The organism is Streptomyces sp. G7(2002), from assembly GCF_028870195.1.
GTDB lineage: Bacteria > Actinomycetota > Actinomycetes > Streptomycetales > Streptomycetaceae > Streptomyces > Streptomyces nigrescens.
On sequence record NZ_CP102609.1, the window covers coordinates 4397593 to 4413281 of the forward strand.

Below are 15689 nucleotides of genomic sequence, written 5' to 3' on the forward strand. Positions count from 1 at the left end.
CCGCCGTCCGTCGATTCTGTCCGCGCTGCGTGCCGGTATCCACCCTTCGCTCCTGGCGGCAACACCCCGCCGCCTTGATCCACCAATCCCTATTCTGGGTCAAATATCCGCTTAGTGTATTTATGCGCCCTCCGCACACGTCATGCGCACACGCCCATCGCAGTCGCTCGGGAAGGACGGCCGCAGCATGCCCGCAGACCTCGCCGTCATCGGACTCGGTCACCTCGGCCTCCCTCTCGCCCAGGCCGCCACCGCCGCCGGCATCGGCACCATCGGCTACGACCCCGACCCGCACACCGCCGGGCTCTCCGGCGCCGACGGGCCGCTGTCCGCCACCGAACTCCGCCGGCTGCTCTCCGCCGGCTTCCGCACCACCACCGACCCCACCACCCTCGGCCGGGTCCGTACCGCCGTCCTCTGCGCGCCCACGCCCCTCGGCGAGGACCGCGCCCTGGACCTCACCGCCCTCGCCGACGCCGCCCGCACACTGGCGGCACAACTGCGCCCGCACACCACGGTGATCCTCGAATCCACCGCCTACCCGGGCACCACCGAGGAATTCCTGCGCCCCCTCCTGGAGGAGGGCTCGGGCCTCACCGCCGGACGGGACTTCCACCTCGCCTGCTCCCCCGGCCGCCACGACCCCGGCAACCGCACCCACCGCTACGCCAACACCCCCAAGGTCATCGGCGGCCTCACCCCCGCCTGCACGGAGGCGGCCGCCGCCTTCTACGGCCGCCTCACCGACAAGGTCGTCCGCGCCCGCGGGCCCCGCGAGGCCGAGACCGCCAAGCTCCTGGAAACCAACTACCGCCACATCAACATCGCCCTGATGAACGAGATGGCGGTCTTCTGCCATGACATCGGCGTCGACCTGTGGGACGTCATCCGCTGCGCCGAGACCAAACCGTTCGGCTTCCAGGCCTTCCGCCCCGGCCCCGGAGTGGGCGGCCACGCCGCCCCCATCGACCCCAACTACCTCTCCTACAAAGGCCGTTCACTGGGCCACCCGCTCCGCATGGTGGAACTGGCCCAGGAGGTGAACGGCCGGATGCCGCGCTACGTCATCCAGCGCTGCGCCACCCTCCTCAACGAGCACGGCAAATCCGCCCGTGGCGCGCGGATCCTGCTCCTCGGCGTCACCTACAAGCCGGACATCGGCGACCAGGCGGGCTCACCGGCCCGCGAGATCGCCTCCCGCCTGATGGAACTGGGCGCGCACCTCACGTACCACGACCCGTACGTCCCCCAGTGGAACGTACTAGGTCGGCCCGTGCCTAGGGCCGACTCGTTGTACGAGGCCGCGGCCGCCGCGGACCTGACGGTCCTGCTGCAGCCGCATCGCACGTACGACCTCCAGGGGCTCGCCGTAAAAGCGCAGCTGCTACTGGACACCAGGGGTGCCACTCCGACGGGTTCCGCGCATCGTTTGTAGCCGCACGTTGTCGTCTGCGGCGCCGTGTCGCCTCCCGGCGGGGGTGGGGATGTTTGGGCGGGGGCCGCTTATTGCTGGTGGTGGGTGCCGGGGTCGGTCCTCCGGGGGCGGGTTTCCGGACTGCTTCGCTTTACGTCCGGAACCCCCCCTCCGGCCCGCCCCCTCCCGTCCGGATGGCGGCCCCCGTCCGGTGGGGGTAAGGGTTTCTAAAGACCAGTAGCTCGGCCGCGCCACGATGCGGCCGAGCTACTGGTCTTTTGTTTTCTTCACCCCCACCGGGGTGGGGTCCCATCGCGTACGGGAGGGGGTGGGGGCGGAGGGGTGGGTGTTCGGACGTAAAGCGAAGCAGTCCGAACACCCACCCCGGAGGCCCCGCCACCGGCACCCACCACAAACCGGGGCCCCACCCCAAACACACACCCCCCGCCGACAGGCGGGACACGCACGGCGGGGTCACCCGACAACGTGGGAGTCAGCGCCGAGGGGCGACCGTCACCTCAACCCGCTGGAATTCCTTCAGCTCGGAGTACCCGGTCGTCGCCATCGCCCTGCGCAACGCACCGAAGAAGTTCATCGAACCGTCGGGGGTCGTGGACGGCCCCAACAGCACCTCCTCCGTCGTGCCGACCGCCCCGAGGTCCATCCGCTTGCCGCGCGGCACGTCCTCGTGCACCGCCTCCATGCCCCAGTGGTGGCCACGGCCCGGCGCGTCGGTGGCGCGGGCCAGCGGGGAGCCGATCATCACGGCGTCGGCGCCGCAGGCGATCGCCTTCGGGAGGTCACCGGACCAGCCCACAGCGCCGTCGGCGATGACGTGGACGTAGCGGCCGCCGGACTCGTCCATGTAGTCGCGGCGCGCGGCGGCGACATCGGCGACCGCGGTCGCCATCGGGACCTGGATGCCGAGGACGTTCCGCGTGGTGTGCGCGGCGCCGCCGCCGAAGCCCACCAGCACACCGGCGGCGCCGGTACGCATCAGGTGGAGCGCCGCGGTGTACGTGGCGCAGCCGCCGACGATGACCGGGACATCCAGCTCGTAGATGAACTGCTTGAGGTTCAGCGGCTCGGCCGCGGAGGAGACGTGCTCGGCGGAGACGGTGGTGCCGCGGATCACGAAGATGTCCACGCCGGCGTCGACGACGGCCTTGGAGAACTGCGCCGTACGCTGCGGCGACAGCGCGGCGGCGGTGACGACGCCCGCGTCGCGCACCTCCTTGATGCGCTGGCCGATCAGCTCTTCCTTGATCGGCGCGGCGTAGATCTCCTGCAGCCGCTTGGTGGCCGTGGCGCCGTCCAGCTCGGCGATCTCGGCGAGCAGCGGTTCCGGGTCCTCGTACCGGGTCCAGAGACCCTCCAGGTTGAGGACGCCCAGGCCGCCCAGCTCACCGATGCGGATCGCGGTCTGCGGCGAGACCACCGAGTCCATGGGAGCGGCCAGGAACGGCAGCTCGAAGCGGTAGGCGTCGATCTGCCAGGCGATCGAGACCTCCTTCGGGTCGCGGGTGCGGCGACTGGGTACGACGGCGATGTCGTCGAATGAATATGCCCGGCGGCCGCGCTTGCCGCGCCCGATCTCGATCTCAGTCACGTGTGTGGCCTTTCCCTCTACGTCTGCCGTTCCAGTATCCCCGACACACCGAAGCCCGCGGCCGGGGAGGCCGCGGGCTTCACGGTAGGGCCGTGGTAGCGCCGTGGGGAGGGGCGCGCCGCGCCCCCTCCTCAGCGACGAGAGTAGTTGGGCGCCTCGGTGACCATCTGGACGTCGTGCGGGTGGCTCTCCTTGAGACCCGCCGCGGTGATCCGGACGAAGCGGCCCTTCTCCTTGAGCTCGGGGATGTCGGCGGAGCCGACGTAGCCCATGGAGGCGCGCAGGCCGCCGACGAGCTGGTGGGCGACCGAGGCGAGCGGGCCGCGGTAGGGCACCTGGCCCTCGATGCCCTCGGGGACCAGCTTGTCCTCGGAGAGCACGTTGTCCTGGAAGTAGCGGTCCTTGGAGAAGGACCGGGCCTGGCCGCGGGACTGCATCGCGCCCAGCGAACCCATACCGCGGTACGACTTGAACTGCTTGCCGTTGATGAAGACCATCTCGCCGGGCGACTCCTCGCAGCCGGCCAGCAGCGAGCCCAGCATGACCGTGTCCGCACCGGCCGCGATGGCCTTGGCGATGTCACCGGAGAACTGCAGACCGCCGTCACCGATCAGCGGTACGCCCGCGGCGTTCGCGGCCCGCGCCGCCTCGTAGATCGCGGTGACCTGCGGCACGCCGACACCGGCGACGACACGGGTGGTGCAGATGGAGCCGGGGCCGACACCGACCTTGATGCCGTCGGCGCCCGCGTCGATCAGCGCCTGGGCGCCGTCGCGGGTGGCGACATTGCCGCCGACGACATCGACGCTGATGTTGGACTTGACCTTGGCGATCATGTCGAGGATGCCGCGGCTGTGGCCGTGCGCGCTGTCGATGACGAGGAAGTCGGCACCGGCCTCGACCAGCGCCTGCGCCCGCTCGTAGGCCTCGCCGCCGACGCCCACCGCGGCACCGACGACCAGCCGGCCCTCGGCGTCCTTGGCGGCGTTGGGGTACTTCTCCGCCTTGACGAAGTCCTTGACGGTGATCAGGCCCTTGAGGACGCCCGCGTCGTCGACCAGCGGAAGCTTCTCGATCTTGTGGCGGCGCAGCAGCTCGATGGCGTCCTCGCCGGAGATGCCGACCTTGCCGGTGACCAGCGGCATCGGGGTCATGACCTCGCGGACCTGACGGCTGCGGTCCATCTCGAAGGCCATGTCGCGGTTGGTCACGATGCCCAGCAGCTTGCCCGCGGCGTCCGTCACCGGCACACCGCTGATGCGGAACTTGGCACACAGCGCATCGGCGTCGGCGAGGGAGGCGTCCGGGCGGACCGTGATCGGGTCGGTGACCATGCCGGACTCGGAGCGCTTGACCAGGTCGACCTGGTTGGCCTGGTCCTCGATGGACAGATTGCGGTGGAGCACGCCCGCACCGCCCTGCCGCGCCATGGCGATGGCCATCCGCGCCTCGGTGACCTTGTCCATGGCCGCGGACAGCAGCGGGATGTTCACCGTGACGTTGCGCGAGACCCGGGACGCGGTGCTCACCGCGTTGGGCAGCACCTCCGACGCACCGGGCAGCAGCAGCACGTCGTCGTATGTCAGCCCGAGCATGGCGAATTTGGCGGGCATACCGTCGACGTTGTCACTCATGACACCTTCCCCAATGCTCTTGCCTCAGCGCGGACTCCCATGCTAACGGCCTAATGAGGTGTCCCATTCCACGAGCGATGAGGGCCTCGTCACTTGTGTATTTCTACGGCGACATCCGGCCGTTCCCCACCGGCAACCGCTACTGCTCGGCCAGCGCCCGCAGCCTGCTCAGCGCACGGTGCTGGGCGACCCGCACCGCACCGGGCGACATCCCCAGCATCTGCCCGGTCTCCTCGGCCGTCAGCCCGACGGCGACCCGCAGCAGAACGAGTTCCCGCTGATTTTCCGGAAGGTTCGCCAGCAGCTTCTTGGCCCACTCGGCGTCGCTGCTCAGCAGCGCCCGCTCCTCGGGGCCGAGGGAGTCGTCGGGCTGCTCGGGCATCTCGTCGGACGGCACGGCCGTGCTGCCCGGATGCCGCATCGCGGCCCGCTGCAGATCGGCGACCTTGTGCCCCGCGATGGCGAAGACGAACGCCTCGAAGGGCTTGCCGGTGTCGCGGTAGCGCGGCAGCGCACAGAGCACCGCGACACACACTTCCTGCGCCAGATCCTCGACGAAGTGCCGGGCATCACCCGGCAGCCGCGACAGCCGGGTACGGCAGTAGCGCAGGGCGAGGGGGTGCACATGGGCCAGAAGATCATGGGTGGCCCGCTGGTCCCCCTCGACGGCGCGTGCGACGAGATCGCCGATTTCCTGCTTCCCGTCATCGCGCATCGGACCATGGTGCCTTGGCGCCGCGCGATCCGCGGCATCAGGTCCGCACTTGTGCACCGAAGCGTTATGAGCGGTAGGTGCGCCAGCTGTTGTCATCTCCTGCGCCCTCCCCTCGTGCCCGACCGGCCCGTCCCCGAGGAACTCCATACCTCCAAGGATGCGGCACCGCGCGGCGAATCGGACCGCCGTCGTACGCCGACGGCTGCGGGGCGCCATGCCGCCCCGCCCGCCACAGGGCGGGCGGGGATCTTCACTCCCCCGCATCGCTGCACGTCACAACGCCTTAGCGGACCAGTCCCCAGCGGAAGCCCAGGGCCACCGCATGCGCCCGGTCCGAGGCGCCGAGTTTCTTGAAAAGGCGCCGGGCATGCGTCTTGACCGTGTCCTCGGAGAGAAAAAGCTCACGGCCGATCTCGGCGTTCGAACGGCCGTGGCTCATGCCCTCCAGCACCTGGATCTCGCGCGCGGTCAGCGTCGGCGCGGCACCCATCTCGGCGGACCGCAGCCGGCGCGGGGCGAGCCGCCACGTCGGATCGGCGAGCGCCTGGGTCACCGTCGCCCGCAGCTCGGCGCGCGAGGCGTCCTTGTGCAGATAGCCGCGGGCACCGGCGGCGACCGCGAGCGCGACACCGTCCAGGTCCTCGGCCACCGTGAGCATGATGATCCGGGCGCCCGGGTCTGCGGACAGCAGCCGGCGCACGGTCTCGACACCGCCGAGACCGGGCATCCGTACGTCCATCAAAATCAGATCCGAACGATCGGCACCCCAGCGGCGGAGGACTTCCTCGCCGTTGGCCGCGGTCGTCACACGCTCGACGCCGGGCACGGTCGCAACCGCCCGACGGAGCGCCTCTCGGGCAAGCGGGGAGTCGTCGCAGACGAGGACGGATGTCATGACCGCCCTCCGCAGCTGATGCGCGTCACCTTGAGCCTCCAGGCTGGTACGTATCGTCACCTGAGCGATTGACGGCCTCGGACATTTGCCCGTGGCCTACCTCTGCCAACCGCCTCCGCACTCTCAACGACGGTCACTCGAAAGAGTTACGGCTTCGGCGACCGAGTTCAGCACGCTCCGTGAGGAGCCGGATACGCAGACGACTCATCGGGCGACCGGCATCCGCGCGTGCACCCTATGCCCTATTTGGCTCTCTTTCTTCCATTTTCGTGGTGACTATGACTAGATTCGCAATGAGTCATATTTACATCTACTTCGACAGTAGATGTACCGTCGTGAGCACCGAGCCCGAATCAGCATCGCTTCGAGGGGACAAGCAATGGCAGATTTCTCCCGCCTCCCGGGCCCGAACGCAGACCTCTGGGACTGGCAGCTGCTGGCCGCCTGCCGCGGCGTGGACAGCTCGCTGTTCTTCCATCCCGAAGGCGAGCGCGGAGCGGCCCGCAGCGCGCGTGAGACATCGGCGAAGGAGGTCTGCATGCGCTGCCCTGTACGGGCCGAGTGCGCGGCGCATGCGCTGGCCGTCCGTGAGCCCTACGGGGTGTGGGGCGGCCTGACGGAGGACGAGCGCGAGGAACTCATGGGCCGGGCCCGGCACCGGCTGGTCCCCGCCTCCTCCATGACCGGTCACGCGGGGATCTCCGGCGCCTGACCTTCGGGGGCGGATCGCTCCTGAAGAAACGTTCCTGCATGGCGGCACGGCTGCCCGCCTGCAGGGCTCCGGCGGGTCGTTGCCGCCGTGAGCGAGGGGTTCGGTGCGGCCGTTGCCCCCGGCCGCCTCGGTGCGGCCGTAGTTCCCGGCCGCTTCGGTGCGGCTCAGCGCCTGGCCGCGTCCACCAGCTGGTTGAGCGTCGCCTCGACGGCGGGGACCCGCGCCAGGTCCGGCAGTGTGAGCGCGACGATCTCGCGGTGCACGGCAGGCTCCAGACGTACGGCCGTGGCTCCCTTGGGGCGCACCGACGCCAGCGTGAGCTCGGGCAGCGCGGCGACCCCCAGGCCGGCGCCGACCAGGCCGATGACCGCCGGATAGTCGTCCGTCGCGAAGTCGATACGCGGGGTGAAGCCCGCGCTCTCACAGACCTCCACGAGATGCCGGCGGCAGCGGGGACAGCCCGCGATCCACGGTTCGTCGGCCAGTTCGGCGAAGCGCGCGGCACCCGCCTTCGCCAGCCGGTGACCGTCCGGCACCAGCCCGACCAGCCGGTCCGCGAGGATCGGGCGCACCACCAGGTCGTCCCACTCCGCCCCGGCCTCCGGGTCCGCACCGCGCACCTCCGGATAGCGGAAGGCCAGCGCGATCTCGCAGTCACCGTTGCGCAGCATCTCGATCGAGCGCGGCGGCTCGGCCTCGACCAGCGAGACCCGGGTGCCCGGATGCGCGGCGCGCATCGTCGCCAGGGCGGTCGGCACCAGCGTCGAGCTGCCGGAAGGGAAGGAGACCAGCCGCACCCGTCCCGCGCGCAGGCCCGCGATGGCGGCGATCTCCTCCTCGGCGGCGGTGAGCCCGGCCAGGATGCCGACGGCGTGCCGTACGAGCGCCTCGCCCGCCTGGGTCAGCCGCATCTCGCGGCCCGCGCGGACCAGCAACGGGGTGCCGGCGGACTGTTCCAGCGCCTTCATCTGCTGGCTGACGGCCGGCTGGGTGCAGCCCAGTTCGCGCGCGGCGGCGGAGAACGAGCCGGTCCTGGCCACGGCGCGCAGCACACGGAGATGACGGGCCTCGATCATGTTTCGAGCATAAGCGGTTCTTGGGTCGATCGTGAAAAATGGAGACGTTGCTTTTGGGACGCATGGCCGGCGTAGATCAATGGGACGCATGAGCTGGGTAGACGCCGACGTAGCGGGCCCGGACCGCGCCCGATCGAGCAACGGAGCACCACATGAAGCTGCTGAGCGTGAATCTCGGCCGGCCCGCCCCGTCCCGGCACACCGATGCCGAGGGCGGTACCGGCATCGACAAACGGCCCGTGGACGGCCCGGTGACGGTCACCGCCCCGGGGCCCAAGGGCGTCGGAGGCAGCGGACTGACCGGCGACGCGGTGGTCGACCTGCGCCATCACGGCGGCGACGACCAGGCCGTCTACGCCTACGCACGGGAGGATCTGGACGACTGGCAGCGGGAGCTGGGCCGCGAGCTGGCCAACGGGACCTTCGGCGAGAACCTCACCACGTCGGGTGTGGAGGTCACCGGCGCCCATATCGGCGAGCGCTGGCGGGTCGGCCCGCAGCTGCTGCTGGAAGTGAGCTCACCGCGGATCCCCTGCCGGACGTTCCACGGGTGGATCGGCGAGCGCGGCTGGATCAGGCGGTTCACCCAGGCCGGGGTGCCCGGTGCGTATCTGCGGGTGATCGAGCCGGGCGAGATCCGCGCCGGGGACGCCGTCGAGGTGGTGCACCGCCCGGACCACGAGGTGACGATCGGGCTGATGTTCCGGGCCCTGACCACCCGGCGGGAGCTGCTGCCGCGGCTGCTGGAGGCGGGCGCGGCGCTTCCGGAGGAGGCGCGGCGGAAGGCGTTGAAGCATGCCGAGCGGGCGGGGGGTTGAGCCGCCTTTCCGGACGGGCGGGTCGGGCTCCCGGGGCGGTGGGGGCAGGGTGTGCCGCCGGTGGTCCGTGGGGCGGCCGCGCCGCCGGGGGTTGGGGCTCGGGCGTCGTGCCCCGGGCGGATAGCGTGCCCGTATGACGACTGCATTGATCACGGGAGCGACGGCGGGCATCGGGGCGGCGTTCGCCCGGCGGCTCGCGAGTGACGGCCACAGCGTGGTGCTGGTGGCGCGCGACGAGAAGCGACTGCACGAGCAGGCCACCGAGTTGCACGACCGGCACGGCATCGAGGCGGAGGTGCTGAGCGCCGATCTGGCCACCGAGGAGGGCATCGCCGCCGTCGAGGCCCGGCTCTCGGACACCAAGCACCCGGTGGACATGCTGGTGAACAACGCCGGCTTCGGCAACAAGGGCGAGTACCTCGAAGTCCCCATGGCCGACGAGCTGACGATGCTCAAGGTGCACTGTGAGGCGGTGCTGCGGCTGACCACGGCCGGGGTGCGCGGGATGCGGGACCGGCGCCGGGGCGCGGTGGTCAATGTGGCGTCGGTGGCGGCGTTCGTGCCGCGCGGCACCTACGGCGCGAGCAAGGCGTGGGTCGTGCAGTTCACCCAGGGCGCGGCGCGCGATCTGGCGGGGAGCGGCGTGCGGTTGATGGCGCTGTGCCCGGGGTTCGTACGGACCGAGTTCCACCAGCGCGCCGGGATGGGGACGGACAACATCCCCGGGTGGATGTGGCTGGACGCGGACAAGCTGGTCGACGCCGCGATGAAGGACCTGACGCGGGGGAAGTCGCTCTCCATTCCCGATCCGCGGTACAAGGCGCTGATGGGCGCCGTGAAGCTGGCGCCCCGTGGCGTGCTGAGCGGTCTGACGTCCCGTACCGGCCGGAAGTACGGGCCCCGCTGACGCCGGGTCACTTCGCCTCTTGCCGGGTGCGGTGCCGTGGTGGTGCCATGGCCGTGGCGTGCGGGCCGGGGCTGTGGGGTGCGGGGAAGGGCGGTGCACCCACAGTCCCGCCCCGGCGGACCGGCACAGGGCGCGCCACGACACGCAACGACGCCCCATGACGGGGAGCGACGGGAAGGGACGGAAAGGGACAGGAAGCGACGAGCGCCGGCGCGCCCCCGCGAAGGAGGACCGTTCAGCACGATGCACCCCACCTCTGACCGTCCCCCCGGGCCCGGGGAAGTGCCGCCGGTCCGGCCCCGCTTGCTGCTGTCGATGGGCCCGGGCGTCGCCGAGCGGCTCCTGGACGGCCGCCACCACACCCGCCTCGCGGCCCTCGCCCGTACCGACCCCCGCCTCGTCGCCCACGATCTGGCCGACCCCGCCCCCGGGGTCGCCGCCGCCCTCGCCGACGCCGAGGTGCTGCTCACCTGCTGGGGCGCACCGCCCCTCACCGACCGGGTCCTGGCCGCGGCCCCCCGGCTGCGGGCCGTCGTCCACGCCGCCGGATCGGTCAAGCACCACCTCACGGACGCCTGCTGGGACCGCGGTATCGCCGTCACCTCGGCCGCCGCCGCCAACGCCCTCCCGGTCGCCGAATACACCCTCGCCGCGGTCCTCTTCGCCAACAAGCGCGTCCTGCACTCCGCCCACCGCTACCGCGGCCTGCGGGCACCCCACGACTGGCCGCGCGAACTCGACGGGGCCGGCAACTACCGCCGCACCGTCGGCGTCATCGGCGCCTCCCGCATCGGCCGTCGCGTCATCGAGCTGCTGCGCCCGTTCGACCTGCGCGTCCTGCTGTACGACCCGTACGTGGACGCCGCCGAGGCCGCCCGGCTCGGCGTGGCCCCGGTCTCCCTCGACGCCCTCTGCGCCGAGAGCGACATCGTCACCGTGCACGCCCCACAGCTGCCCGCCACCCGCCATCTGCTCGGCGCCCGCGAACTGGGCCTGATGCCCGACGGCGCGACCTTGATCAACACCGCCCGCGGCTCGCTGGTCGACGAGACGGCCCTGCTCCCCGAGCTGACGACCGGCCGGCTGCACGCCGTCCTCGACGTCACCGAGCCCGAACTCCCGCCCCCCGGCTCGCCGTTGTACGACCTGCCGAACGTGCTGCTGACCCCGCACGTGGCGGGGTCACTGGGCACCGAACTCCACCGCCTGGCCGACCACGCCCTCGACGAACTCGAACGCTACGGCCGGGGCCGCCCGTTCCTCACCCCCGTACGGCCGGAGGATCTGCACCACTCGGCGTGAGCCGGGGAGCCCGCACCCCGCGCGGGTGGGTACCGCACTCGCCACCCCGCCGGAAAACCCGAAGACCCGGCCCCCGCCGCAGCGGGAACCGGGTCTCAGGTGAAGCAGGCCGATGAAGCGCGTCAGCCGGGGCGACGGCTCACATCAGCGAGCGCGGCGGCTCACGTCAGTGCGAGTGGCCGTGACCGTGACCGGCCTCCGGCTCCTCCTCCGCGGGCTTCTCGACGACCAGGGTCTCGGTCGTCAGGAGCAGCGAAGCGATCGACGCGGCGTTCTCCAGGGCGGAGCGGGTGACCTTGACCGGGTCGATGACGCCGGCCTTGACCAGGTCGCCGTACTCGCCGGTGGCGGCGTTGAAGCCGTTGCCCTTGTCCTGCTCGGCGACCTTCGCGGTGATGACGTAGCCCTCGAGGCCGGCGTTCTCCGCGATCCAGCGCAGCGGCTCGACGACGGCGCGGCGGACGACGGCGACACCGGTGGCCTCGTCACCCTCCTTGCCGAGGGAGCCCTCCAGCACCTTGCCGGCGTGGACCAGCGCGGAGCCACCACCGGAGACGATGCCCTCCTCGACCGCGGCGCGGGTCGCGGAGATGGCGTCCTCCAGACGGTGCTTCTTCTCCTTGAGCTCGACCTCGGTGGCCGCACCCACGCGGATGACGCAGACGCCACCGGCGAGCTTGGCGAGGCGCTCCTGGAGCTTCTCGCGGTCCCAGTCCGAGTCGGTGGACTCGATCTCGGCCTTGATCTGGGCCACCCGGCCGGTGACGTCCTCGGCCTTGCCGCCACCGTCGACGATGGTGGTGTCGTCCTTGGTGACGGTCACGCGGCGGGCGGTGCCGAGCACGTCCAGACCGGCCTGGTCGAGCTTGAGGCCGACCTCCTCGGCGATGACGGTGGCACCGGTGAGGGTGGCCATGTCGCCGAGCATCGCCTTGCGGCGGTCACCGAAGCCGGGGGCCTTGACGGCCACGGCGTTGAAGGTGCCACGGATCTTGTTCACGACCAGGGTCGACAGGGCCTCGCCCTCGACGTCCTCGGCGATGATCAGCAGCGGCTTGGAGGCACCGGCCTGGATGACCTTCTCCAGCAGCGGCAGCAGGTCCTGGATCGAGGCGATCTTGCCCTGGTGGATCAGGATGTACGGGTCCTCGAGGACGGCCTCCATACGCTCCTGGTCGGTGACCATGTACGGCGAGAGGTAGCCCTTGTCGAAGGCCATGCCCTCGGTGAAGTCCAGCTCCAGACCGAAGGTGTTGGACTCCTCGACGGTGATGACACCGTCCTTGCCGACCTTGTCCATCGCCTCGGCGATGAGCTCGCCGACCTGCTTGTCCTGCGCGGACAGGCCGGCCACGGCGGCGATGTCGGACTTGTCATCGATCGGACGGGCGGTCGCGAGGAGCTCGTCGGACACGGCCTTGACGGCGGCGTCGATGCCCTTCTTCAGGGCGGCGGGGGAGGCGCCGGCGGCGACGTTGCGCAGGCCCTCGCGGACCAGCGCCTGGGCCAGCACGGTGGCGGTGGTGGTGCCGTCACCCGCGATGTCGTTGGTCTTGGTCGCCACCTCCTTGACGAGCTGGGCGCCAAGGTTCTCGTACGGGTCGTCGACCTCGACCTCACGCGCGATGGTGACACCGTCGTTGGTGATCGTCGGCGCGCCGAACTTCTTGTCGATGACGACGTTGCGGCCCTTGGGGCCGATCGTCACCTTGACGGTGTCGGCAAGCTTGTTGACGCCGCGCTCAAGGGCGCGACGGGCGTCCTCGTCGAACTTCAGGATCTTCGCCATCGGTTGCTTCAAGTCCTCTCATTGCGATCCTCGGCCACGGCGTGGGGACCGCTGTCGCTCAAACGAACTGCGCCCCTGCCCCGGGTTGTTTAGACGCGGGAACCAGGGGCGCAGATCACGGCAAAACTGGGTGACTTACTTCTCGACGATCGCGAGAACGTCGCGAGCCGAGAGAACGAGGTAGTCCTCGTTGTTGTACTTCACCTCGGTGCCGCCGTACTTGCTGTAGAGCACGACGTCGCCGACCTTCACGTCGAGCTCGACGCGCTTGCCGTCCTCGACCCGGCCCGGGCCCACGGCCAGGACGACGCCCTCCTGGGGCTTCTCCTTGGCGGTGTCCGGAATGACCAGGCCCGAGGCCGTGGTCTGCTCGGCGTCGAGCGGCTGGACCACAATGCGGTCCTCAAGCGGCTTGATGGCAACCTTGGAGCTGGTGGTCGTCACGATCCGACCTCCCCCTTCGGAGATCTCACGGGGTTAACTGTCTGAGGTGGCGACCAGGTGGATCCGTCGTCGCGGGTGCCGGACCTGCCCGTCGCTGTGTTGGCACTCCCCACTGGAGAGTGCCAACGCTGAGACTATGACGCGGTTAGCACTCGGTCAAGCGGAGTGCCAGCGCGGCGGGGGGCTCTTCCCCCGCCGCGGTTGACCGGCCGTACGGAACCGGGGCGGCAGGCCGCACGGAGCCGGGGTTCCGCGGCCGCCCGCATTCGGCGATCATGGTCATCCACCGCGGGGGCGGGGCGGGTGACGAGGCATCCAGCGGGCAGGTTCCCGCCAAATCGGACACACCTTCCCCTGAACTCGCAACCACGCCACCGGCTGCCTCGTCTACCTCCCCGACTGCCGGGCCGACGAACCGGGCCCGTTCCCGGCCGGCCGGCGGCCTCGACGACCGATGGCGGAGGAATCCCGTGTGTGCAGCGACCCGAGTTCCCCGGAGGGCCAGGGTCCCGGAGAGCGACGTCGAACGCACCATGACGTTTGCCGCCCTGGCCCAGGCACCGGACCGGCGGAGAACCGAGGCACGGCTGCTCGCCCTCGTCGTCCTGATCGCGGTCTTCGGCTACACCTACACCGGTCTGTCGATGAGCGGCCGACTGCCCGACGGGCTGGCCGTCTTCACCGTCAGCATGCTGCTCATGGCGCTGCTCCCGCATCTGGTCCTGCGCCGCTTCGCGCCCCGGGCCGATCCGCTGATCCTGCCGGTGGCGACCCTGCTGACCGGGATCGGGCTGGTGCTGCTGCACCGCCTGGACATCACCTACGCGCAGACGCCCCGGCTGAAGACCGCCGCGGCGGCCAACGGCCAGCTGGTGTGGACGGCGATCGGTGTGGCGGTCTGCATCGCCATCCTCCTGATACTGCGCGACCACCGCATCCTGCAGCGCTACATCTATCTGACGATGGTGATCGCGCTGGTGCTGCTGATGGCACCGGCCTTCTTCGGCGCCGATATGTACGGCGCCAAGCGCTGGATCCTGCTGGGGCCCCTGTCGCTGCAGCCCGGTGAGTTCGTGAAGATCATGATCTCGGTGTTCTTCGCGGGCTATCTCACCGTCAACCGCGATGCGCTGGCACTGGCCGGCCGCCGCGCCCTGGGCATCCAGCTGCCCCCGGGGCGGCAGCTCGCCCCGATCTTCACGATCTGGGCGATCAGCCTGCTGGTGCTGATCTTCGAACGGGACCTCGGCACCTCGCTGATCTTCTTCGGCGTCTTCGTGATCATGCTCTACATGGCCACCGACCGCACCAGTTGGGTGGTGTGCGGTCTGCTGATGGCCACTGTCGGCGCGGCCGTGGTCGGCTCCCTCGAACCGCATGTCCACGGCCGGGTCACCGCCTGGCTGGACCCCATGCGGGCCTTCACCAAGGCCGGCCAGGCGGAGCACATGTCCAACCAGCTCGGCCAGGCGCTGCTCAGCTTCGGCAGCGGCGGCATCAGCGGCAGCGGCCTGGGCCAGGGCCACCCCGAGCTGATCGGCTTCGCCGGCAACAGCGACTTCATCCTCACCACCGTCGGCGAGGAGCTCGGACTGGCCGGCGTGATGGCCGTGATCATGCTGTACGTGCTGCTGGCACAGCGCGGTCTGCGGGTCGGGCTGAGCGCCCGCGACCCCTTCGGCAAGCTGCTCGCCGTCGGGCTGTCCGGGGCGCTGCTGCTCCAGGTCTTCGTCGTCTCCGGCGGCGTCACCGGCCTGATCCCCCTGACCGGCAAGGCCCTCCCGTTCCTCGCCAAGGGGGGCTCCTCGCTGGTCGCGAACTGGGTGATGGTGGCACTGCTGTTGCGGATCAGCGACCATGCGCAGCGCCGGCGTGAGCCCGTCAGGTGACCTCCCACGTTTTTGGCTTTCCCGCCGTGGGTGTTGCTCGCCGTTGCGCCTGGCGGCGGGCGGGTCCGCTGCGCGGGGCTGTCGGGGTGCGGTGACGGGCCTCCGCGGGTGGGGTGCCGGACTGCTTCGCTTTACGTCCGGCACCCCACCCGCTCCGGCCCGTCCCCTCCCGTGGAGGGGTGGGAAAAACCTTGGTGGGGGTGCCCGCCGCTGGTCATGTGCTCCTCGCGAAGCAGGAGCGAAAGTGCCGCCTACGGACGCCCACCCCCACCCACCTGTACACACTCCCCCAACGGGAGGGGACGGGCCGGAGGGGCCTGGTGTGTGGACGTAAAGCGAAGCAGTCCACACACCAGGCCCCGGAGGTCCGTCACCGCACCCGACACCCACCCAGCCCGCCGCAGGCGCAACGGCGGGGCACCCGCAAGTGTCACCCGCGCCCACGCCCCGCGCAGCGGACCCGAAACGGGGCCAAGCCCCCACGG

At 70.7% G+C, this 15689-nt stretch carries 13 protein-coding genes; 6 read left to right on the forward strand and 7 right to left on the reverse strand.

Features of this window, described 5'->3' with window-relative positions:
- The first annotated feature begins 187 nt into the window (after positions 1 to 187).
- Positions 188 to 1435 carry a nucleotide sugar dehydrogenase gene (locus NUT86_RS18255; protein WP_018092306.1) on the forward strand — a complete coding sequence of 416 codons (1248 nt, stop codon included), beginning with the start codon at positions 188 to 190 and terminating at the stop codon, positions 1433 to 1435.
- A 472-nt stretch (positions 1436 to 1907) separates the two neighbouring features.
- On the opposite strand, the gene NUT86_RS18260 is transcribed toward NUT86_RS18255, so the two are convergent.
- From NUT86_RS18260 to NUT86_RS18275, 4 genes are all read right to left on the reverse strand, one after another.
- The gene (locus NUT86_RS18260) at positions 1908 to 3023 is read right to left on the reverse strand and encodes a GuaB3 family IMP dehydrogenase-related protein (protein WP_018090847.1); all 1116 of its coding nucleotides are present in this window, start codon (positions 3021 to 3023) and stop codon (positions 1908 to 1910) included.
- 131 nt (positions 3024 to 3154) lie between these two features.
- Positions 3155 to 4657 carry an IMP dehydrogenase gene (guaB, locus tag NUT86_RS18265; protein ID WP_266446359.1) on the reverse strand — a complete coding sequence of 501 codons (1503 nt, stop codon included), beginning with the start codon at positions 4655 to 4657 and terminating at the stop codon, positions 3155 to 3157.
- A gap of 139 nt (positions 4658 to 4796) precedes the next feature.
- On the reverse strand, positions 4797 to 5372 hold the full coding sequence (locus tag NUT86_RS18270; RefSeq protein WP_018090849.1) for a sigma-70 family RNA polymerase sigma factor: 576 nt from the start codon (positions 5370 to 5372) through the stop codon (positions 4797 to 4799).
- A 283-nt stretch (positions 5373 to 5655) separates the two neighbouring features.
- Positions 5656 to 6267, reverse strand: coding sequence for a response regulator transcription factor (locus NUT86_RS18275; RefSeq protein WP_003948568.1), 612 nt, complete (start codon positions 6265 to 6267; stop codon positions 5656 to 5658).
- 379 nt (positions 6268 to 6646) lie between these two features.
- On the opposite strand from NUT86_RS18275, the gene NUT86_RS18280 reads away from it, so the two are divergent.
- On the forward strand, positions 6647 to 6979 hold the full coding sequence (locus NUT86_RS18280) for a WhiB family transcriptional regulator (protein WP_018090850.1): 333 nt from the start codon (positions 6647 to 6649) through the stop codon (positions 6977 to 6979).
- Positions 6980 to 7143: 164 nt separating this feature from the next.
- Here NUT86_RS18280 and NUT86_RS18285 read toward each other — a convergent pair whose 3' ends face one another.
- Positions 7144 to 8055 (reverse strand): LysR family transcriptional regulator, encoded by a 912-nt coding sequence (locus NUT86_RS18285; protein ID WP_018090851.1) that lies wholly within the window; start codon positions 8053 to 8055, stop codon positions 7144 to 7146.
- 152 nt (positions 8056 to 8207) lie between these two features.
- On the opposite strand from NUT86_RS18285, the gene NUT86_RS18290 reads away from it, so the two are divergent.
- The 3 genes from NUT86_RS18290 (at position 8208) to NUT86_RS18300 (ending at position 11082) form a co-directional block, all read left to right on the forward strand.
- Positions 8208 to 8873 carry an MOSC domain-containing protein gene (locus NUT86_RS18290; RefSeq protein ID WP_274736440.1) on the forward strand — a complete coding sequence of 222 codons (666 nt, stop codon included), beginning with the start codon at positions 8208 to 8210 and terminating at the stop codon, positions 8871 to 8873.
- Positions 8874 to 9006: 133 nt separating this feature from the next.
- Positions 9007 to 9780, forward strand: coding sequence for an SDR family NAD(P)-dependent oxidoreductase (locus tag NUT86_RS18295; protein ID WP_093639824.1), 774 nt, complete (start codon positions 9007 to 9009; stop codon positions 9778 to 9780).
- 243 nt (positions 9781 to 10023) lie between these two features.
- Positions 10024 to 11082, forward strand: a complete 1059-nt coding sequence (locus NUT86_RS18300) for a hydroxyacid dehydrogenase (protein WP_274736441.1) — start codon at positions 10024 to 10026, stop codon at positions 11080 to 11082.
- 166 nt (positions 11083 to 11248) lie between these two features.
- On the opposite strand, the gene groL is transcribed toward NUT86_RS18300, so the two are convergent.
- Positions 11249 to 12871 carry a chaperonin GroEL gene (gene groL, locus NUT86_RS18305; protein WP_018090855.1) on the reverse strand — a complete coding sequence of 541 codons (1623 nt, stop codon included), beginning with the start codon at positions 12869 to 12871 and terminating at the stop codon, positions 11249 to 11251.
- A 135-nt stretch (positions 12872 to 13006) separates the two neighbouring features.
- Entirely contained in the window at positions 13007 to 13315 is a 309-nt protein-coding gene (gene groES / locus NUT86_RS18310) for a co-chaperone GroES (protein ID WP_018090856.1), read from the reverse strand.
- Positions 13316 to 13848: 533 nt separating this feature from the next.
- Between groES and NUT86_RS18315 the strand changes: the two genes are divergently transcribed.
- The gene (locus tag NUT86_RS18315; RefSeq protein WP_274736442.1) at positions 13849 to 15204 is read left to right on the forward strand and encodes an FtsW/RodA/SpoVE family cell cycle protein; all 1356 of its coding nucleotides are present in this window, start codon (positions 13849 to 13851) and stop codon (positions 15202 to 15204) included.
- Positions 15205 to 15689 lie beyond the last annotated feature (485 nt).